Origin of the sequence: Nitrosomonas sp., assembly GCF_021731985.1 — a bacterium.
Taxonomy (GTDB): domain Bacteria; phylum Pseudomonadota; class Gammaproteobacteria; order Burkholderiales; family Nitrosomonadaceae; genus Nitrosomonas.
The window spans coordinates 44690-64778 of record NZ_JAKFWH010000006.1; the positions used below are offsets into that span (position 1 = coordinate 44690).

The following is a 20089-nucleotide window of genomic DNA, read 5'->3' on the forward strand; positions in this document are numbered from 1 at the left end:
GGTTATCCGCCTTTTCTACGGCGTTGTTTGCGATTTTGGATGATTGGGGCATCAATCTCTATCGCACTATCCATTTTTCCTTGACCGAATCCTTGACCAAACCCAGGACCGCCGCCAGATCCATCATCCGGGTTTTCATCCTTCATTTCTACAATTGGCGCATACAATTTGGCCTGATCCTCATCAAGCATCATGGTTTTGGATAAGAACTCTTGCATCATTTCTTTGGTAGCGCCAATATCTTTCATCTGCTGCATGGCTTGAACCAGTATCATTCCAGAATTCATTGAATCAGCTTTTGTGCGCTGCTTCTCCGCTTCTTGTGCTAAATTAGAGCCGTAGTAATTAACAGTGAATGGCCGCTTATCAGGATCAAATACCGTTCCATACTTGTGCATCGTATGGATATCAATAGCGTGATAAATAAATTCTGACAATGAGTTACGAATAATCCTAGAATTTTCCGCTGCCTGAGCCGACATCCTGAAAAATCCACCTTCACCAAGACCGCCAGCTAACTGATCGGCAAATCCCAGCATGGCCAGATCGACACCAATGGCACCGGAATACATGCGAGCGTGAAGCATGATATCTTCAATGCTGATGTTGTTGGTTCTGCCAGTCTGCCCGCCGTTTGCATTGCTTACTGTCGTAAGCTGTTTCTCATTGAATGTGGGGATAATGTGCCTAATTCGTTCTAGTACCGGCTGGCCATTCTTGACGGCATCTTCAGCGCGTTGTTTTGATGAGGTCAGCATGGCTTTGATGGAAGCTAGGAATCTGTTTTGCTGCTCAATTGTCATTGACGTGAGATTCACCTGCAGCATTTGCTCATCAATCGAATCGAGCCAGCGTTGGCCAACAATGCCGACAAGCGATGAATACAGATTGTCGTAAGGACCTTCAGCGTTATAAAACAGCGAGCCACCGGCCATGCTTGGCATGATTGGCAGGTTTTCAATATTATCTTCGGTAATGGCTATCCTCATGGCTTTCTCTACAACACCGAACTGAGGCACCCATTGCGTGCGCGGCATTTTGAAGCGTGCCATCTGCGAAACATCCAGCCTTTCGAAGTTTCGAGTTCCAGTATAAACCGCATAACCGACTGTTCTATTCCCCTTCTCAAACGGCTGTACCAATTGCGGCCTGATCATCTCGCCAGTGTAAAGATCCACAACGCCGCGCGATCTTTCCGAATAAATACGCGCGTAAGAATCGCCAAAAGATGCCCCGGTGTACGCTATTGTGCGTGCTTCACGGTTAATCATTGGCGATAAAGCGGCTGATATTTCATCAACAACCGCAGCCAATCGCTTATTCTTTTTAGCTTCCACAGTTTTTTCGATAAAAACCAGGTCTCCACTTGTTTCATGACCCCCAAGCGCGCAGGTAACCAGCAATCCAATTGCAGTAGATCCAATGGGGTCTGATTCCATGCTCGACCATTTGTTATAAATCTGTTGGCGTGACCGGGCGGCGCGCCTGTCAGTTCCAAGTAACGATGCGACAGTGGTTTGACCTGAGCCGTAAAGATATGCATCGGACTCATTGATTTCTTTGGCTACCGGGAGATTGGCTTTACTCCATCTGCTGGATGTCATGCCAATACTGGCAAGAAAGCTGTTCTTTTTGATGTGATTTGATGATTGCGGCATGTTTTGCGCACCATGAACATGATAATCCTATGATGTTATGGTTTTGAAACCCCAGAAATGCCTTGATTTTCCGCAACAGATGCGCGTTACCGGAAAACTGCCAGTAAGAGCGTTTTTTCAGAAGGCATTATTGACTCAATTAGATAAAACAAGGAGTCAATATGCCTATATCTACCCCAATGATTCAGTATTCCCTCAAAGACAGGGGGCGAAAACATACCGGGCAGGCGCGTAATTTCAATACTAAATTGATATGCGACGCTATTAATAGCCCAGCTTGCCAGGAAATGGTTTCATCCCGCGGGATGGTTGGGTATTACGGGCACTTCCCAAGATTACGATTTGGCATGATGCCATCGGAGGGTGGTATGGATGGCGGCAAGTATGTGCCGGTCGATCCCGCATTCGTTACCACGCACCTGAGCGCAACACCAGAGGGAATCATCCGGCATCAGGCTGAATTCCTGGATACCGCAGCCGGTTTGGTTGCGGCCAAAGCATGGAATGGCAGGGTAGGGGGCTTTTCTTCTGCTATCGATGAGTCTAAGCCGCAATTCTTTGGCTTTGACTACGTGTTACAGCCTAACTATCTGGGTAATTCTTTCCGTGGTGTTGTTTTGGATGATGTCATGGGCGGCAATTTTGGTGAGCTGACTTACGACGATATCTACGCAGCCGAACAAGACGAACAAAAACAAGCAATGATTGTATTGCTGGACAGCTTAGATCGTGAGCGTAACGTATCCAGCGAAACAATAGAGCGGCTGCAGCAAGAAAACGAGCAATTGCTATCCATGCTGGCAAAGAAAGGTAGCGATCCTTCCATGGTGCTTGATGCGTCTTATATTGCGCCCATCATGGTATCCGGTGGAACCCTTGACTCAATCCAGCGGGATATGGCGAGTTTCAAAAACATGGATTCGTTACCAGGTTTTGTTTCTCCCGTGAAAGAGGTGAGGGAAGAGACTGGTTCTGTTGTCAATCGCCTGCTCAATAGATTTAAGCGGTAGGGCTTGGCATGCTTGAGCCAGTCAAGGTAGCTTTTGGTGAATATATGGGCGCGTTCTACTCAGGAATAGCGCCTACCACCATTGGGTTGAACGAATATGTTACGCGTGGTCTCGCTAAAAGCATTGTGTGGGCACCGTCGAGAATGGTTGATGCTGTAGAGGAGATGCTTTCATCATGGCAGCGCAATGATACGGATGGCGCGCCCACGCAACCGGCCAAGATGCCCATTATCTTTGTGGCCATAGCAAAAGATTACACACCTTCCGGGCGTGACTATACGCGGCAAATATCCGAACAAGTAGAAGTCATATTGCCGGGCGATACCAAAGAGCGTGATTTCAGAGTGCGAGTTATTTCTGGCGATGTTCGCGCGCAAGTTGTGTTTTGTGCGTTCGATGAACCAACCGCCAGATCATTGGCAGCTCAGTTCCTCTTATATCTGGACAACATGGAGAATAGGCGGTTTTTCTCCACCTACACGTTTGCCGGTCAGAATCTCACTTGGCCGGTGCAAATTGAATCCCCAGACAACCCCGCCATGTCCATTCAAACGGACTCGAAGAATTTAACAATACTGGCATGCGATGTCACATTAAGAGCATCGATACCATTATTCAGTGCGCCTGCAGATAGCGACCCGAATGATGGCAAGGGAACTGATGGAGACCCAATAGATCCGCATGGTTACCAAGTGGTTGTGCAAGTTAACTACGATAAAGAGGATGTGCTTTGATGGAAATTTACATCGATGCTGACGTTGATTTGCTTAACGGCATAGCTATGGCTTGGCTGTTGATTGGGTTGGTCTGGTCGTTAATCGTGCTGCGGATGTGCGCGAGGAATCAGGATGATTATGAGTTTATCAATCAGAAGCTTGGGATTGTCATTCTAACCGCTGTTATCGGATGGCCGTACAACTTGTTCTGCTGGATATTCTCCTGGTCTGGGTGGTTAATGCCTGCTAAAGATGTGTTATGGGGTGAGAGCACTCCCACATTTATGGTTGCAGTGGTTTACCCCTTAATTGCTTCTGTCATTATCGCCTTTCTTGTCGGAGCGCTATGATCAAAATCCAAGCCACATTCATTGGCTACGGCGGGCGCGCCTGCACCCTGTTTTCGGCTATCGACCCTGATTCTAATGTTCTGGTTGTCAGCGTTGAATCTGAATATAGAACTGGCCGCATGGACGGCTGTATCGTCATAACCAATAATCCAGAAATACCCTACGACAGCTTATTTACTGACGACGATATCAAAGCGGCAATATCCGCCTTCTTTGCGTTTAAAACCGGCTTTGCCAATGACAACAAAAGCCAAAGATTGGTGTTTTCTGAGCGGGCGGCAAGATCAAACCCAGAACAATCAATTGAAAAGGACGGAATGGATTCTTCCGGCCCGCGTTTTCGAATATCTGAGGGCGTTACCTGCGGACAGATCGCAGCACTGGCTACGTGCCTGCACGCATCCCGTTCTGGCACGATTGAGCAAACACTGAATATGTTTGATGCTCTCAATGCACTTTCGCGCGGTGAAATTATCACTATTTGAGGGTTTCGCTGATGATTGATAAAAACTCCACGGCGGCCAAGAATTTCTATAAGGAAATACGTCTATTCTCCGAAAGAACAAAATCTTGGGACCCGCAGATATCCTATGAAACCAAGCCAGACGAAGCGCATGATCTGACGCTGGTTTCTCAGCGCGTATATGGCCGCCGCGATGAATATCTGGTGATCATGGCTGCTGCTGGTCTGGATATGGTCGATCAAGCTTTGCCACAAAAGCGCCTGACATTGCCTACTGAGGCGCAGCTATACGCCATTAAACGCAGAACAGGATTTGAATCAAAGGCAGATAGCCGGTTTAATTTCTCACCTACATGGGCAAGGTCCTAGACTATGGCCGATATATGGATGGGAAAAATCAAGGGGCATATCAGCGAGGCCAGAAACCGGGCTAAGGCCGATAAACTTGAACGGGAAGCCGCAGAAAAACACCCGCAGTCAATAATACTAACCAAGCGTGAAGTCCAAGGTGAATGGGATGCCAGCCGGGTACTTTTGACAACCTTGGGTGGCGGTGCCGCGCGCCCAATTACAACTAATGATCTTGCGCAATTCCGTCATAACATGAGGATGGCGCAAAAGAACTTTAACGGCGATGGTATTACTGCGCGTCAGGTTATTGATCTTGCCTCATCCAGACCCATGCCGGGTACGGGCACGGATACTGACATTAATCGCGCGAAAAAACAGATATCCATGGCCGTGCCAGTTTCGGCTTTCAATAACGAGATTCGCTTTATTACCAATGCCGGTCCGGAATCTGATGTTACCCGGCATCATGTTCTTGTTCGCTTCAATGCTTTTGCTGAAGCAGCCAACAAACTAATGGCATCGACCACCAAAGAGCGTAAAGATTCCAAGCAGGCGGCAAATTGGCTCAGAAAACAAAAACTGGCCTTCGATTGTGATTGCGGCAGGCATCGATACTGGTTTCGTTATATCAGCACAATCGGGAATTTTAACGCCGGTCGCAAAGAGCTTGGGTTTCCTAAAATACGCAACCCGAACCTTCAAGGCGTGGCATGCAAGCATGTTCTGCGCGTCATGTCTGAGGTTGAATCATCAATATCGGTGCTTAATTTCCTGACAAAGCACATGATAAAGCTGCGGGATTCACAAGATAACACTGCTCGGCACCAAGCCAAGCAATCGGATTTTGATGATGATGTTAAGAAAAAATCCACACGCAAGCAACCCAAGCCCATTAAAACCAGTGTTCAGCGCGAGAGAGAGCGGCAGAGGGCTAAGGAACGCGAGCAGCTGCATAAGAAAGCCAAGCAAGTTACCAGGATCACCAGAAAACCGGCAGCTACACGCAGAATCGAAGCGGCGATGGAATCAGGCAAACTCTCAGCATCGGATTTGGATGTCCTGCGCAGAATGGGATTCACTGATAATGAAATTGCAGCCAAACTCAAAGGGTAAACGACATGTTAACGAACGTACCGAAAGCAATTAATCGCATGGCGCGCAATATCGTCATCAATCATCCTAATTCATTTGAATGCCAGCTCTACAGGAAGTCTGTTAATAGAACAAATGAATCTACCGTTTCCGGCATGCCAACTATTGGCGGCCTGGGTGTCATCAGCGCTGAAGATGAAGAGGATATTTCCTACGACTTTCTTGGCAGCGGGTATGCGCTGCAAGCTGAACCGTTCTCGCCATCGTCAATGATGGAGCGGCAAGATGCAAATAATGGATTTGCCAATGAATTCCGTTTCTTGATCGAGCCAGAACAGCCTACCGGGGCAGAAGGCAGCTTCATGATAAAGAAAGGCGATGTGATGCTTATCGTGATATCGGATGAGGTCAGATTAGCCTACGAAATAGTCGAGCCAGAGACTGTTATGAATATCAGCCCATTCGCAATGCGGTATGTAACTAATCGCCGAGGGGATCTTGATATTTGATTTCATGTGTCTCGAATGTGCCAATTAAAAAAGGGAGCTGAGCCCCCTTTCTGGATAAAATGTCAGATTAAATTACAGGGCAGCTTCCTTTCTGCGCCCCGCGATAAATCCAATTAAACAAAGACCAACCAATAACATGGCGTAGGTTCCGGGTTCTGGAACAGCACCCATGATGTACTCGTAACCGAAAGTAACTGAATGGTGACTAGGAATGGTGCCAAGATTATAAACTAAGCCAATTGATGAGTCAGAATTTACATAATCACCAAGCGCACAGCAAGTAAAAGGAAAGGGAACAGGATCAATGTAAGACATTATGCCAAATGCTGATGGAGCAGTAGTGTTAGCTAACGTCACCGACCAACCATCCAAGCTCGTAGCCGATACAGAAGCGCCGTTTCCTGTTCCACTGATTATATTATGTGTGTCAGGGCCAAGACCAACCGGCAAACCTTGGTTTGGGTTAAATCCAACACGCCATTGTGAATCTATAGCTTCAAATCCGGTATTATTCGTAAGCTGAATCTGAACAGCAACATGACCATGCACTGGAATAGATACCGTTTCTACAAATTTCCAACCATCGGAATCTGCGCTGGTTACCATCACGATAATTGAATCGGTGGGGTCATTATTTTTATGAAGCGAAAAAACCATATTATTCAGTATACTTGATGTGCCGCCATTGAAAGACCAACTGCCGTGATCAAAGAACTCTCTTCCCATAAAACTTAGACCAAGGGAGGTAGCGCTGGGGAAATGATCGGGATCAGCGACCGTGGCAACGGTGCCCAAGTCGTCGGTAATAACAATAGGTGCGGCATGTGCTGTAACAAAGGTACCACATAGAGCTATCACCGCTATTTTCGCCAAGCAATTTCGTTTCAATTCAAATTCCATAATTACTCACTATTCCTTTAATTTAGATTGTTATTATTAATGGATGCGTCGAATCCGACATACTATTATGAATTTTTTGAATAAAATCAGCAAGAGAAACTCAGTTCCAAAAACCGTTTAGCAATAAAGGGAAGTCAGAGTAAAGCTAAGCTGCGTAGCATGCCTCCTTTGCATAATAAAACCGGAAAAACCCCCGTTTCAGCAAATTTCCAGATTCCAGAATAGGCACTTGCCAATGTTTAAAACATTGGAGGTGCCCGGTCATCCGTCCGGGTGAGTAATGTTAACCATAGGACAGAAGAATTATGACCAAGCGAACGGTTCACCAAGAATATCTCAAGAAACAAACCGCCGAAGTGGCAGTATTTGCGGCTGAGTTGCGAGATCACGGCACAAACAAAGAAGGCACCTTCGATTCTGCGGCTGCTAATGATTTTATGGCAACGGCAATCAATCAGAATATCGGCGTAAAAGTGCCGGAAAACCTGCAAATAGTCCTTGATGAAGCGCCGTCTGGAGAAGAGGGCGATGATGTGCGCAGTAAGATTACCAAGGCAATTCTTGATGGTATTGATATCTATGAAGCGCAGCACGGGTGCAATGCTCCGGCTGACGTTATTGAGCTTGGTTTGCATTTGGCTTACTCAACGAGCGATGCCGCGAAAAGAAAATATAGATTTGATTCCGCAAACTCGGACCATCAAGACAATCTTGCGTTGCAGCCAAACCGTGCCGTGCTTGCTATATTGTCTACCATGGGCGATGCAATTCCTTTTGCACATTATCTGCCAGCTGACATTGGTTCCAATAAAGGCGTTCTGGCTATTATGGCGCATCAGGCAGGCAATACTTATGGTCAATATACTGAAGGCGGATCAATGGATGGCGCTAATTCAGGCAACTCCTTCATATCAGCATCGCGCGTCAATGTGTCTATGCCAGCAGTCAGTACCGGCAACGTTACGGGTGCATTAACGGCGGTACAAGCTACTGATGAAACTTGTGATCCAGCCGCATCAACACTTAAATTGCTGCGTGGCAGAACATTAGTTTATGTAAACGGCATGGTTGCTGCAAAAGAAGTGGATCAGTCCGGTTCGGGCAACTCCGCAGTCAGTGGAACGATCAATGTTGGCGGCACTGATTACGCCATTGGCGGAACAATTAATACCGATACCGGCGTTTACGCTTTGACCACAACCCCGGCATTAGGTACAACCGTTCCAGTTGCAGTGGAAGGTTTCATTGATTACGAGCGTGCGCCAGAATTCACGCCATCGATCATCGCCGCCGCTACTACATACGAACTTTTTGCTGCACCATGGAGAGCAATCACTCAAATCACCATTGATTCAGCCACGCAAATGTCAAATGAGCTGGGTCTTGATCCCTATGGCGAGAGCATTCTTACTATCCAAAATCAGTTCGCCAATGAGCGGCACTACCAGATTTTGCTCAAAGCGCGTCGTTTGGCCAAAAACAACAGCGTTGATTATGACTTCGACTGGCCAAATCAAAAAAGTCAGAAAACCCGTGCGCAGATTTGGCTTGATTTCGCCACTCCACTGGGCGCGGTATCGCAACAAATGGCTGTCGATACGATGGATCACGGTATTACGCACATGTATGTGGGCAAATACATCGCATCTGCTTGGATGTCATTGCCGCGCGAAATATTCGAGCCTTCTGGAATCGCTGAAAGACCTGGCATATTCCGTATCGGTCGCCTATTCGGTCGCATTGATGTGTACTACACGCCAAAAGGTCTGACTGATACCGCAGCGGCTGGGCAAATTCTTTGCATCGGTAAAGCTACTAACGTTGCACTCAATCCGTTTGTCTTGGGTGATGCGACAGCGCCAATCGTTCAGCCATTAGCTGTTAATGCGGACATGAAGCGTGGCGCTGCGTTCTATGCGCGTAATTTCACCGCAGTTAACCCATACAAGCAAGCCTCACTAGGGTGCGCAATTATCAACGTTACAAACATGATCTAAGCGTCAGATTAATAACTGAAGCAAATTCAAAGTAACGTTAATAAGGAGCAAGCATTATGGCAAGAAAAATAGAACTGGGATCACCTTCATTCGTGAAGGTGGCCATTGCCAGCTTAATCGGGGCATTCGCTGATGCGACCTACCCGGTTAAGGTGGTTATCACAAACAACATGCCACGGGATATTTCCTTGCCTGACATTGGATTATTCCTGCGGCATGTATGCAATCCAGATGGTGAAAACAGGCGCGAAATTGAGTTACAAGGCTTTGATCAATTGCAGCGGCTGGCATCGAATATTGGGCAGATATCAATGCTTAATGATTACCAGTATGCGGCCATGACTGTTGAGGAAGTGGTTGAAGAGCCTGAGCAGGATGGTGATGAAGAAGTGGAAGCTAAGGCCAAAGCAGAAGCAGAAGCCGAAGCCACAAAAATGGCGGAGGCCGCAAGAGTTCAAGCCGAACTTGATGCTGCTGAAAAAGCTAAGGCTGCCGCAGAAGCGGAATCTAAAACTGGTGATGAATCGGGTACTGAAAATAATCCTGACTTGACCGGGACTGGTGATGAATCTACCAAGATTCCAGGCGCTGATGCTGCCAATGGTGAGAGCGATGCAGGAAAAGACGCTGCGCCGCCAGCCGCACCAAAAAAGGTATCTCATGCCAAAAAAGCTAAGGAGGGCTAATAAACCATGTCACTTACTTTTGTGAGACAACTTGGCTCTGAAGCAGGCGTGCAGCTTAACCCGCTGCGCGACAATTCAGAGATACCAACGTCCGGTAATGGTGATCAGGTATTCGCCTTAATGATGCGCGCTACTCGTGGTCGAATCGATAAGCCTTTCAAGGTTGATCGCGGGAACGTAACCAGAAAGCTTGGAAAGGGTGAGCAAATCCGTATATCCGCGCTAAATGAAGCCTGGGTGCATGTGGTGGAAGCATTGAACAATGGCGCGTATGAAGCCGTCGTTCAGCGCTTGGTCACCAGTGCTGCGATAATCAAATGGGCTGTAATAACTGCTCCAACTGATACCCCGGCATTTGCGGCCTCACATACTCCAGCCGTTTTAACTGCTGTGGTTGGTAGCGGAGCGGTTACTTCGGTGACTGTGGTCAGTGGCGGCAAGGATTACGCCGGTACTGAAACAATCACCGTTGGCGGTCCCGGTACCGGTGCGGTGCTTACTCCGGTATTCACCAACGGCGTTATCTCTTCAGTAACGGTAACGACTCCCGGAACTGGTTATTCAACAGCCCCAGCATTAACGTGTTTGCCTACAGCAGCTGCGCCAGTCGGAACGTATTTGCTCGCAGTTAAGCACCTGGAATGCTTTAACGATGGCATTAAGCTGGAAATTCGTGCGGATGAAAAGAAATCCAGCGGCGTGTCCGTAGCAAACGACAAATTGACTCTGCGCATCAAAGATAAAGACGGTCTTTTGCTGTATGAATTCACCGGGTCACTTGATCCTCTGGCAAAAGATGATTTTGGCGGATCTGCTTACCTCGCCGATGTGGCTGCGGCAATTACCGATGCATTAATAGTCAGTGTCGGTGTGACCGGCGCATCGGCTGATATTGAGCCGACATCAGATGCTTATGGATATGACTCGAACGGCAAGGAGAAATGGGCTAAATCAAGCGTTCTCACCTGCTTTACCGAGGGCAGCACTTCATATTCAAATGGCGATTATTCTGCCGCGCGAGTTAAATTGAATAATACGGTGTATGACTACGCTTATGTTTCTTCTGGGGGATCTCAGTCCGCTGCGTTGTTAGGAGAACTGGCGCAATTAGCATTCGATACCAATCGTCAACTGCGTTTCGATGTGCCTGGAAATCTTGGTATTGATGCGGCAATTGCTTTTGTCGAGCAATTAAACATGGGTGCCAGTCAAACTTCGCACCTAATTCATGCTTTCTGGTCACCTATTAAATCAAGTGATCCAACAGGCATTAACCCCAATGGATATTTCGGTGTGGCCACGCTTAACATTGCCTACGCATGCCTGAGAAATGCACAGAAAAATGCTCGTGGCTTTGCTCCGAAGAATTACCCGATAGCTGGCAAAGAATGGCCTGTTCGTAGAACCGGAATGGTGCAAGCCTATACCCCAAGTAGTCAGGAATTGAATTCTCTTGCGAAAGCCAAGATAAATCCGGTGTTGTGGGAAGTGTATTCGGGTGGCGGTAGTTTCGTGTTCAGAGATTCTTTGACCAGTGCCTTGGTAGATTCCAGCCTGAAGAAATTGATCGCAGTAGCGGATATGTCGGTCAGTATTGATGATGCGGTCACTCGTTACGGCAAGGATGTTCTGCAATTGCCTATGCAGGTTGCATTAAACCGTATGGGCAACTATCTAACCGCACTGTTTGAAGGTGCCGAAGCTTCGGGATGGTTGGTTCCTAGCAATTCACCTGATATGGGCGGTAAAGCGTGGAGGTTTGATGTTCGCCCTAATGAATTACGTCCATACGACAACATGGATGTTTCATATTGGCTTCGTTACGACGGAACGGTTAGACAGATTTTTGTCACGCAAACATTGACCCGGTAATTTCCTGGATATTTATTAAAAGAGGATTAGAGCATGAAATTAGCAAATAGAGCAGTGACTGACGTATTGCGAGACGCAATGAAGAGTAGGGCTTCAACTAAGCCTGTTCTGGATTCGGCTGAAGATACTGGAACTGAATTGATGGGCGCTGATGATTTCACGTTGAAAGACATTAAATTATCTGTTGCGGCAGTCATTCAGCAATGGGTAGAAACGGACGATCTTGATGATGGTGAAACGTATGCGGATCGTTTGCTTGCATTAATGATCGGCACCGCTGATGAAAATCATGACGGCGATATCACTGATGATGAGCAAGGTGTTTTGGATATAGCGCTCAATGCGGCATGGGACTATTTATCCAGTAAAGGTGCTTCAGATGAGGATCTTGACGTGCTGCTAAATGACTGGGATGGCGATGTTGCTGACCGCGTGCGCGACCTAGTAGCATCCGTATTGCCAGAGGGTGAAGATGAATCTGATTCTGATATTGATAACTTCGCCTTTAGTGCCAGCGATCAGGAACCGGCTTTGGATGCGGCATACAAGATGAAAATGGCGATTCGCAAGGGCAAGAAAATGCGCATCAGAAAGCGCGTATCTGGAACCGTTCGATTGAGTGCAGCCCAGAAGGTTGGGCTTCGTAAGGCGCGCATGAAAAGCCACTCAGCTACAGCGAGAATGCGCCGGGCAAAATCGATGAAGATTCGCAGAAAAGCTGGATTGAAGTAAAAACATTAGATTAACTGAAGCCCTTGAGCGCTACCGTATCGAGAAAAACGTCCGGTAGCGCTTTTTTTACATCTACATTATGAATAGAACATCATCGCAACCGCCAAGCCTTGAAGGAAACTCGCTCTCATCACTTTGGGATGGTCTTTCGCCGCATTTGATAGCCAGCTTCTATGAGATTAAAAAAAGTGATGATGGCGTGTGGTCAAGAGCAAAAGCAGACCCTGTGACCGTTCTGGCTCCTTTGTCTGAAGCCAGCATGGAGATATCCTTGAGCTGGCAAAGCCCATTTGAGCACGCCGGACCGGAATCACGCGCGCCCACGCTGCTTGCTATGCTTCAATCGGGTGCGTTGATGCCATTAATTGACGCATTCCTGAAAGGTGATGATGCATCAAGTATGGCCTCTCAAGCGCAGCAAAAATCAAATGATTTTATTCGCCAGTTCGAAGGTAGAACCGGCATTACCAAGCTGAATTCAATGCAGGTATTCAATGGTATGCCGCCTGTTAAGTTTCAGGTTACCGCTTTATTCCGGGCATGGAGTGATCCATTTGCTGAAGTGGAAGCGCCATTCAATAAACTCATGGAATGGTCGCTGCCGGTAAAACTCTCACCCGATGGTTCGGTATTGGCAAGATCGGCTCAGGCAGTCAAGGGCAATACTGGGTTTATTGATGCTTTGGTACCGTCTATCGCGCCTACCATGGTGGCCATGAAGTACAAGAACCGCATCTATTCTCCACTGGTTATTGAGTTTATAAAAGACCCAATAGAATCACCTGTTGACAGAAATGGCCGGTATGTTGAAAAAGCGGTAACGATGACACTGGCAACACTGACGGCTATAGATCGGGATGATTGGGTTAAGTATGGCAGTTTGTAATTTGCTGCTGCGGAATATTCCGTAAGTTATTCTCGATTTGAGTTCGTACAGGACATAGCACTTAGCTTGTATTTTAAGGTTGTTTGCTCAGCGATATCCTTTTCCAAATCGGCTATCAGACTTCGTTGATAGCTATCACAGGCAAGCTGATATGTTTGGGCTAAGATTGGAAGATAGCAAGTCAAAAAAACTCATGAAAGTAATAGTTCAGATCAATGCGCGGATGGGCAAAGGCACTATTAAGGTAGCATCTGAAGGCACTAATCAGTTGTGGAAGATGAAGCAAGGGAGTAGGAGCCCTGGTTATACTACTGATTGGGATGAGTTGGTGGCTGTGAAGAATTAGATTTTCTAACTAACGGATAAAGATCGGGTAGAATGGATATTGATGCTTGTCATGGACAACCTAGGAATAAAGAGATAGTTGCATCGATTAGAAAGTCTGTGGAAGATAATAAAAATATCTTGATATTCCCGAAAGAATTTGAACACAATGTTATAAACAAACATTAAAGGAGAGTTTAATTGAAAAAAATATCAAGTATTGTCTTTGCTGCATTGTTGGCAATGTCAACTACATTTGCACTGGCTACAGTTCCAACAATAGGACCTAAAGCATACACTCCCACAAGTACAAGTGGAACTGTTTACTATGTTGCCACCAGTGGTTCAGGAACCACATGCTCTATCTCTGTACCTTGCACCATGCCTACCGTTATCGGGAAGGTTGCTCCAGGTGATAAAGTATTTTTGAGAGATGGGATTTATTCATTAACTTCAACGGTTAACATTTATGCTAGCGGATCTTCTGGAAGCCCGATCATATTTGAAAGTTATCTAGGTGAACAAGCTATTTTTGATGGCAGTTCAAATGCTAAAGGTGATGCTGTTCGAATTCAGATTACCGGAGATTGGGTTAAATTAAGAAATATAACCATCCGGAACATGCCGCAACAAGGTTTATGGATTCAGGGAAATGACAATGTTATCGATGCGGTTACAGTCTATGACAATTATCTCTCAGGTATTCTTGTTCATCATAGTTACAGCACTCCATACACAAAATCGTCTAGAAATTCCATAATCAACAGTGTTATTTTTGGTAACGTTGATGAAGGATATACCACGGAAGGGGCGAATGGTGGAAACGCCGATGGCATATCCATTTCAAGTGGCAATGATAATATCGTTAAATGGAATTATGTAGCCAAAAATTCTGATGATGGAATTGATGCATGGAGATCTATAGGAACATTAATCCAATTTAATCTAGTTTTATTCAATGGTTTATTGGATGGAAATGGTAATGGAATTAAAGCTGGCGGCGATTCTCCTAGTGCTGACAACATAGTTAAAAATAATATCTCAGTTGGAAATCGTGAAACCGGTATCGATTGTAATGGTGGCGATAATATCACTATCGGAAACAACACAACTTGGAGTAACAAGAAGAGCTACATCTTATGTTCGGATAGTATCGTAACTGATAATATTGAACTTGAATACAATCATGCTGGAACTGGTTCAACAAACACCGGGAATTCATGGAATGCTGGTGGAACTGTTTTGATGGATTATTGGGATGTTTCTAATAAATTATTTTTAACTCCTAGTTCACAAACTTTTCAAGCTATTGGAGCAAGGGCAACTTACTGAGCTATTATTTTCTCCCCGCCCAGGGATAGAACCGCAGATCAAAGAGACCCTGGTGGAAAGAGCTGATTTATAAATTTTAGACCACAGAACCCGCTTAGGCGGGTTTTTTATTGCCCATAGCCAGCCAGCGTCCTGCTGGTTTTTTTACGTCCTTAGTTTGGAGTTTGGTATCGAGCAGATGACACGAGCAGATGAAAATCACTTCTTGTCTTTGGAAGACTCCCCTTCTTGGTGTTAACGCAGTTATAGCTTTCTTCTACGTCAAATTCCTTAAATTTATGCAGCCGCCAGATATTTCCGCTATCGAGCGTCTCAGCTTCCACCCAAAAAGCAATAGCGGAAAATCCACCAAATTCCACCTGCACAATTTAGCACAATCATGGCATGTAGTTACATGACCAAAAGAGGTGTTGCTGGTGATTTATTATCCTGTTCTCAGAATGCGGCGTTTGACTGTGCAACTCCGAGAACTATCAATTGGCGAATCGATAAAGATCGCATCCATGCCGGTACATTTAGAAGAGGCTTCCGTTACCGCTATGCTTCGGTATGCCGTCGAAAGTGTGAAGGGCAAGGACATTATCGAAGATCCAGCGTATTGGACGGTTCAAGAACGCATTATGGCGGTATGTCATTATCTGGCATCCATTTCCGATGGCGAACCGGATTTCACAATTGGTAAAGGCCGATATTCAGACTATTTGGATGGTAGTAACGATGTCGGTTTGATGGAAAGCGATATCAATATCGGTGAAGTGGGCGGGGATATCTGGCACATAAGGCACTTGACCGGCGCTATGGCCGAATCGATTGAGCGTCTAAGTGGTGAAATAGAAGGGGTATCTGGAAAGCTTCACTGGTTGTTGGGCGGGATGGCTGCGCAATTGACGATAGATGGCGAAAATAGTCCAAGTCCAATAGATGGTGAGGGTAAATTTGATCAGTTTCTTGTTGACCGGATGAAAGTCATGGCCGGTTATCCCGAGAGTGATTTTAATGCATTGCTTGGCCTATATTTCACCGGACGCGAAAAACTACACCACTTATTCCACATAGAATTCGATAACAACGGAATTGTTTCACTACCAAAAGGAGGGGCGGCAAGCGATTTGCCACCCGCCCGATTTCCGGTTAGTACCTGCCTCTCGCGCGTCGTGCTTAACCTGGTCAGAGTCGCTCATGAGCCTGGCATCTAACATCAGCCTTTATTCCCACACCTCTTTGCTTGACGCACTGAATCTGCCTGCAAGTGTGGCAAAAGATTTCTTTGACGGCAAGCCGTTTGGAGATTGGAAGAAAGTGCGAGAAGCGGAAGCCAAAACACAATCAGCAATTGTCGGTCGTCTGAATTCAGTAATTCGGGCGATTGGCATACTTGCCAAGACAACAGCAGGGAGAAGATAGACATGGAAAATCCACAACAATGCCCGCACACAATGCAAATGGGGTCGCATGAAGCAAGGATAGTCGCGCTAGAAAAAGGAATGGAGGATCTTGAACATTCTATTGAGGACAAGATAAATAAAGTGACTGCAATGGCACAGAACAATGCTGTAAAGATTATCGAAGATAAGGCAAATCAGTCTGGTTTCATAAAAGGCGTACATATCACAGCAACACTCATTGGCTACGCAATAATCATTGGTTTGTTGCTGATGGCAGGGAAATTTACTGGGGCTATAGAGTCATTCCTAAAACTATTAAGTGGTAAGGGTTTATAAAACATGGGTTCAGCAGCATTAATTATGGCAAAAAAATACCTTCCGTATCTCATTGTGGCGATTGTAGTAATCGGTTTTCTGACATGGGCAATCTCGAGTATTTATAAGGCCGGTGAAGCATCCAAAAATGCCGAATGGCTGATTAAGGACGCAGAGCAACGGGAAGCTTTGGCAAAAGAAATGGGAGAGGCCATGCAGCGCGTGGCTGATGATAGAAAAAAGAATGAAATGCACACTATGGAGGTAATCAATGAAAGAGACCGTCAAATTAGTAGCCTTAATAATCATCTTGATGACAGTAAGCGCGTGCTCATCCATACACAAAACACCGCTTGTAATGGCAACGCCGTGCCTGGAAAAAACAACGGTACCGTTGACTCTGGTGGAGCCACCCGTGAATCTGGAATACGAGTCTCAGGAGGATATGCTGAAGAGGTATATGTATCAGAAGAAATGACCAATACCATCATCAATGACTTACATCGGCAAAGAGAAGAGCTAAAGATATATTTTAAAGCATGCGCGGCAGAACTCAGGCCACTGGTAAACATTGTTAACTGACTATGAAAGTTCATCATGATACAAAGATCGAATAGATTGCGGTGGATTACAGGATTCAAATACAGAACCACTGAGCCTTATTGGTTGTTTACAAACTTCAGACCCAAAAAAGCAATTGAGTTAAACAGAATCCACCTGACGCGCGAAGGTCTTTTGTTTATCGAAGCCGGGTATTCATCTGACGGTCCTAGCGGTCCCACGATAGATACCAAGGACATTATGCCGGGAGCAACAGGCGCGCACGATCCTGGTTATGAATTGCTACGCAACGAAATGATGGGTGTGCCGGTGGATATCGTGCAGCCAGAGCAACGGGCTGGTGAGAGGCTGATCTATAACACCCCAGATGAAGAAAAGGTAATCAAAAACGCAAGTCATGAGCAAATCAGACACGAATTTGACAAATTGCTTGCTGATTTGATGCTTTTGGATGGTCAAATAGTATGTCAGAAATTCGATAAATATCCGCGCTTCAAGAAGCTGCTGGGTAAAGTCTTGGTATTCAGAGCGCAGTATTTCTATGACGGGCTGAGACTGGGCGGTGTATCTTCGGCAATCGTATGCCGCAAAGAATACGCAGCGCCTTAATGCCTGCAGACTACTCACAATTCTAATTCCCTCGAATACGGGGGAATTAAACCGGAAAAACAGCCAGTTCATGGCGATTCAGTAAGGCAAAGTTCTGTTCATCAGATTCACTTATGAACTATAGGACAGCCAATCATGACAGTTTCTAATACAGCATATCTTCACGGCTTCTACAACGTTTCAAAAGCGCTTGGTGCGAAGGTTATTTCCAGCGATTTCACTATGGAAATAGAAGGCTTTGAGCAAAATTACTTGCTTTGCAAGCAAGCGCCATGGGCGCAAGTATCCCCTGCTGGCGAAATAGAGGTTCCGGGGCCGATTGGATCTGCTTCATGGCAGCCACAACAAATAAGAGTCAATCATCAAGGGCAGATTGCGCTCGAAGAAACCGTGGCTGGAAGCATAGACAATATGTTGATCAACATCATCACTCGTGGCGGCAGGTTCAACGCAAAAATGTACGAAGGAACGCCACAAAAGTTCTTGCGGGCAAAGCGCTACGAGGACTGCTTTATACAGATGGATGACGCAGACAGGGATTGGGAAAACAGATCACAGATACTGATGTTTACTGGAACGATGTTTTTTCATTACTTTGGCGAGGTAATTCCTGGAAATTCAGGCGATTACACATAATTTTTTCATTAACTTTAACAGGAGTAAATTGATATGGGAGCACCATCATTTTTAGGCGGTAAAGTTCAAACCAAAAAAGGATCATCAGGTAGCGAGGTAATTAGCGCTGAAGATGTCGATAAAAATTACATGAGCAAAGCGTCGCCCAAGATCGTTGAAGGTGCAAATGCAGCAATGGGCACTACGGCTCTTGTAGGCGGTGCTAAAGTTGTTGCAAATACCAGAGTGACTGCTAATACCAGAATATTTCTTACATCTCAGGCAGACGGCGGTACTCCTGGTTGGTTGCGTATTTCTGCCAGAACCCCCGGTACCAGTTTCACTATCACATCTAGCAGTGGCACTGACACCAGTACCGTAGCATACGAGCTGATTGAACCAGACGCATAAGGCTGACAAATGGCTACTATAGAAGCGCTCGTTGATAATTTTCTCATGAATGAGCGTCCTGATAGTATCGTGCTAGACCCCGCGACCGTGCTTGCCAAGGCGGTTGCGGCAACAGAATTTTATGCGGGATATGCGAATCTTGAGGCAAATGACGGTGTTGATCCGCCATTGCCTGCAATTGCTGCCAACACAGTCATCAGTTACTCAGAATGGGCTTTGATCAAGCCGTTGTTCATGCTCATGACGGAGCTTGAAACATCTACGCAGCTTGAAGCTTCGCGCGCCCTGGGAGTCGATGTTTTTGGCCGGTCATCCAGTGAAGTTCAGCAGGAAATCAACCAATATCAAATGGAATTGCCGCAAAAGGCATTTCTGCAAACAATCATAACAGTGTGATAACTGCCCTGTGATTCTATACCTCAATAGCGGAGACCAAATACGTGGCGACCTTATAAAATCCGCCATAATTCGCTCGGATATGTCGCCGGTACCGGTTACGCTCGAGGCAGAGATCCGGGCTGATGAAGATATGGCTAAGAAATTGGCCGAAGGGGAAGTCATAACCGCGGGCGGCAGTTCTGTATCGTCAGGCGATACACTGCGCATTATCAAATCCACATTGGTGGAGAATAGGCTTGTGCAAGGCAGTCGTGAAATGGATGTGATTCAGATAACGGCCATGCTGGATGCCTGCCATGGCGTAGCGTTTGTGCGAAGCCGGGCGATTATCAAAGAAAACGCTGTTTTGTCGGCAATCTACCGTGCATCGGGCGCAACAATCAAAGCAGTCGATGCGGATTTCCCGGTACCACGTTTCTATTGCCCGGTAGGGGATACCCCAAGTTTTCACATTGCCAGGGCATTGCAGGAAGAGGGCGGTATCGTTCGGTGGAAGGATGGCCGGTTAAAGTTCTTTCGCCTGCCCGATCTGTTTAAGCAAAACCCAATCATGGAATTGCCTGAGAACGCATCGGATTATATTAACAGCGGATTCCTTGAGCGGCATGAAATCCCCTGGTTCTACTCTTTGGATGATGCCGGTGGCTTTGTCTTGGGCGATCAAAGAAAGCCAAGGAGCGTGCGTTACGCGCCGTTCATGAATGCGCAACGCCTGCGTAATATGTCACGCTGCCTGGTGCAGCGCAAGATATCAAACATCAACTTATCAACCGGTATTGCAGCCGGTGATTTAATCAATTTTGCCGGGCGTGATCCGCTTGTTGTTATTACCGCAGCCCACGCTTTTTTTAGTGGCACCGATGGCAGCGGAAGTAACCAGTACACACGCCTTTGGCTTGGGTCATTGGAGGGATGA

General features: G+C 46.3%; 25 protein-coding genes. 23 read left to right on the forward strand and 2 right to left on the reverse strand.

Annotated elements, in window-relative coordinates:
- Window positions 1-2 precede the first annotated feature (2 nt).
- The gene (locus tag QZ942_RS00650; protein WP_292992589.1) at window positions 3-1658 is read right to left on the reverse strand and encodes a hypothetical protein; all 1656 of its coding nucleotides are present in this window, start codon (window positions 1656-1658) and stop codon (window positions 3-5) included.
- A gap of 161 nt (window positions 1659-1819) precedes the next feature.
- Between QZ942_RS00650 and QZ942_RS00655 the strand changes: the two genes are divergently transcribed.
- The 7 genes from QZ942_RS00655 to QZ942_RS00685 are packed head-to-tail and all read left to right on the forward strand — an operon-like array spanning window position 1820 to window position 6149.
- Window positions 1820-2668, forward strand: coding sequence for a hypothetical protein (locus QZ942_RS00655; protein ID WP_292992591.1), 849 nt, complete (start codon window positions 1820-1822; stop codon window positions 2666-2668).
- Between the two features lie 8 nt (window positions 2669-2676).
- Window positions 2677-3402 (forward strand): hypothetical protein, encoded by a 726-nt coding sequence (locus QZ942_RS00660; RefSeq protein WP_292992593.1) that lies wholly within the window; start codon window positions 2677-2679, stop codon window positions 3400-3402.
- On the forward strand, window positions 3402-3734 hold the full coding sequence (locus tag QZ942_RS00665; protein ID WP_292992595.1) for a hypothetical protein: 333 nt from the start codon (window positions 3402-3404) through the stop codon (window positions 3732-3734). The genes QZ942_RS00660 and QZ942_RS00665 overlap by 1 nt, the downstream gene beginning before the upstream one ends.
- On the forward strand, window positions 3731-4219 hold the full coding sequence (locus QZ942_RS00670) for a hypothetical protein (protein ID WP_292992597.1): 489 nt from the start codon (window positions 3731-3733) through the stop codon (window positions 4217-4219). Before QZ942_RS00665 ends, QZ942_RS00670 begins: the two co-directional genes overlap by 4 nt.
- An 11-nt stretch (window positions 4220-4230) precedes the next feature.
- Window positions 4231-4566, forward strand: coding sequence for a hypothetical protein (locus tag QZ942_RS00675; protein WP_292992599.1), 336 nt, complete (start codon window positions 4231-4233; stop codon window positions 4564-4566).
- A gap of 3 nt (window positions 4567-4569) precedes the next feature.
- Entirely contained in the window at window positions 4570-5661 is a 1092-nt protein-coding gene (locus QZ942_RS00680; protein WP_292992600.1) for a hypothetical protein, read from the forward strand.
- A gap of 5 nt (window positions 5662-5666) precedes the next feature.
- Window positions 5667-6149, forward strand: coding sequence for a hypothetical protein (locus QZ942_RS00685; RefSeq protein WP_292992602.1), 483 nt, complete (start codon window positions 5667-5669; stop codon window positions 6147-6149).
- Window positions 6150-6221: 72 nt separating this feature from the next.
- On the opposite strand, the gene QZ942_RS00690 is transcribed toward QZ942_RS00685, so the two are convergent.
- Window positions 6222-7049 carry a PEP-CTERM sorting domain-containing protein gene (locus tag QZ942_RS00690; RefSeq protein ID WP_292992603.1) on the reverse strand — a complete coding sequence of 276 codons (828 nt, stop codon included), beginning with the start codon at window positions 7047-7049 and terminating at the stop codon, window positions 6222-6224.
- A gap of 305 nt (window positions 7050-7354) precedes the next feature.
- On the opposite strand from QZ942_RS00690, the gene QZ942_RS00695 reads away from it, so the two are divergent.
- The 16 genes from QZ942_RS00695 to QZ942_RS00770 all read left to right on the forward strand — a co-directional run bounded on the left by QZ942_RS00695 (window position 7355) and on the right by QZ942_RS00770 (window position 20089).
- Window positions 7355-9046 (forward strand): hypothetical protein, encoded by a 1692-nt coding sequence (locus tag QZ942_RS00695; protein WP_292992605.1) that lies wholly within the window; start codon window positions 7355-7357, stop codon window positions 9044-9046.
- 56 nt (window positions 9047-9102) lie between these two features.
- Window positions 9103-9732, forward strand: a complete 630-nt coding sequence (locus QZ942_RS00700; RefSeq protein WP_292992607.1) for a hypothetical protein — start codon at window positions 9103-9105, stop codon at window positions 9730-9732.
- Window positions 9733-9738: 6 nt separating this feature from the next.
- Window positions 9739-11604, forward strand: a complete 1866-nt coding sequence (locus tag QZ942_RS00705; RefSeq protein ID WP_292992609.1) for a hypothetical protein — start codon at window positions 9739-9741, stop codon at window positions 11602-11604.
- A gap of 33 nt (window positions 11605-11637) precedes the next feature.
- Entirely contained in the window at window positions 11638-12336 is a 699-nt protein-coding gene (locus tag QZ942_RS00710) for a hypothetical protein (protein WP_292992610.1), read from the forward strand.
- A gap of 79 nt (window positions 12337-12415) precedes the next feature.
- Window positions 12416-13222: a hypothetical protein gene (locus QZ942_RS00715; protein ID WP_292992611.1), complete on the forward strand. Its 807-nt coding sequence runs from the start codon at window positions 12416-12418 to the stop codon at window positions 13220-13222.
- Window positions 13223-13415: 193 nt separating this feature from the next.
- Window positions 13416-13568: a DUF4113 domain-containing protein gene (locus QZ942_RS00720; RefSeq protein ID WP_292992612.1), complete on the forward strand. Its 153-nt coding sequence runs from the start codon at window positions 13416-13418 to the stop codon at window positions 13566-13568.
- Between the two features lie 179 nt (window positions 13569-13747).
- Window positions 13748-14878, forward strand: a complete 1131-nt coding sequence (locus tag QZ942_RS00725; RefSeq protein ID WP_292992614.1) for a right-handed parallel beta-helix repeat-containing protein — start codon at window positions 13748-13750, stop codon at window positions 14876-14878.
- A gap of 455 nt (window positions 14879-15333) precedes the next feature.
- Window positions 15334-16074: a hypothetical protein gene (locus QZ942_RS00730; RefSeq protein ID WP_292992616.1), complete on the forward strand. Its 741-nt coding sequence runs from the start codon at window positions 15334-15336 to the stop codon at window positions 16072-16074.
- The gene (locus QZ942_RS00735; protein ID WP_292992617.1) at window positions 16058-16282 is read left to right on the forward strand and encodes a hypothetical protein; all 225 of its coding nucleotides are present in this window, start codon (window positions 16058-16060) and stop codon (window positions 16280-16282) included. Before QZ942_RS00730 ends, QZ942_RS00735 begins: the two co-directional genes overlap by 17 nt.
- A gap of 2 nt (window positions 16283-16284) precedes the next feature.
- Entirely contained in the window at window positions 16285-16599 is a 315-nt protein-coding gene (locus QZ942_RS00740) for a hypothetical protein (protein ID WP_292992618.1), read from the forward strand.
- A 3-nt stretch (window positions 16600-16602) separates the two neighbouring features.
- Window positions 16603-17160: a hypothetical protein gene (locus QZ942_RS00745; RefSeq protein ID WP_292992620.1), complete on the forward strand. Its 558-nt coding sequence runs from the start codon at window positions 16603-16605 to the stop codon at window positions 17158-17160.
- Window positions 17161-17175: 15 nt separating this feature from the next.
- Window positions 17176-17748, forward strand: coding sequence for a hypothetical protein (locus QZ942_RS00750; protein ID WP_292992622.1), 573 nt, complete (start codon window positions 17176-17178; stop codon window positions 17746-17748).
- Between the two features lie 135 nt (window positions 17749-17883).
- Window positions 17884-18384: a hypothetical protein gene (locus QZ942_RS00755; protein WP_292992623.1), complete on the forward strand. Its 501-nt coding sequence runs from the start codon at window positions 17884-17886 to the stop codon at window positions 18382-18384.
- Window positions 18385-18417: 33 nt separating this feature from the next.
- Window positions 18418-18774 carry a hypothetical protein gene (locus QZ942_RS00760; RefSeq protein WP_292992625.1) on the forward strand — a complete coding sequence of 119 codons (357 nt, stop codon included), beginning with the start codon at window positions 18418-18420 and terminating at the stop codon, window positions 18772-18774.
- A gap of 9 nt (window positions 18775-18783) precedes the next feature.
- Window positions 18784-19170 (forward strand): hypothetical protein, encoded by a 387-nt coding sequence (locus QZ942_RS00765; RefSeq protein WP_013965560.1) that lies wholly within the window; start codon window positions 18784-18786, stop codon window positions 19168-19170.
- Window positions 19171-19180: 10 nt separating this feature from the next.
- The gene (locus QZ942_RS00770; protein WP_292992629.1) at window positions 19181-20089 is read left to right on the forward strand and encodes a hypothetical protein; all 909 of its coding nucleotides are present in this window, start codon (window positions 19181-19183) and stop codon (window positions 20087-20089) included.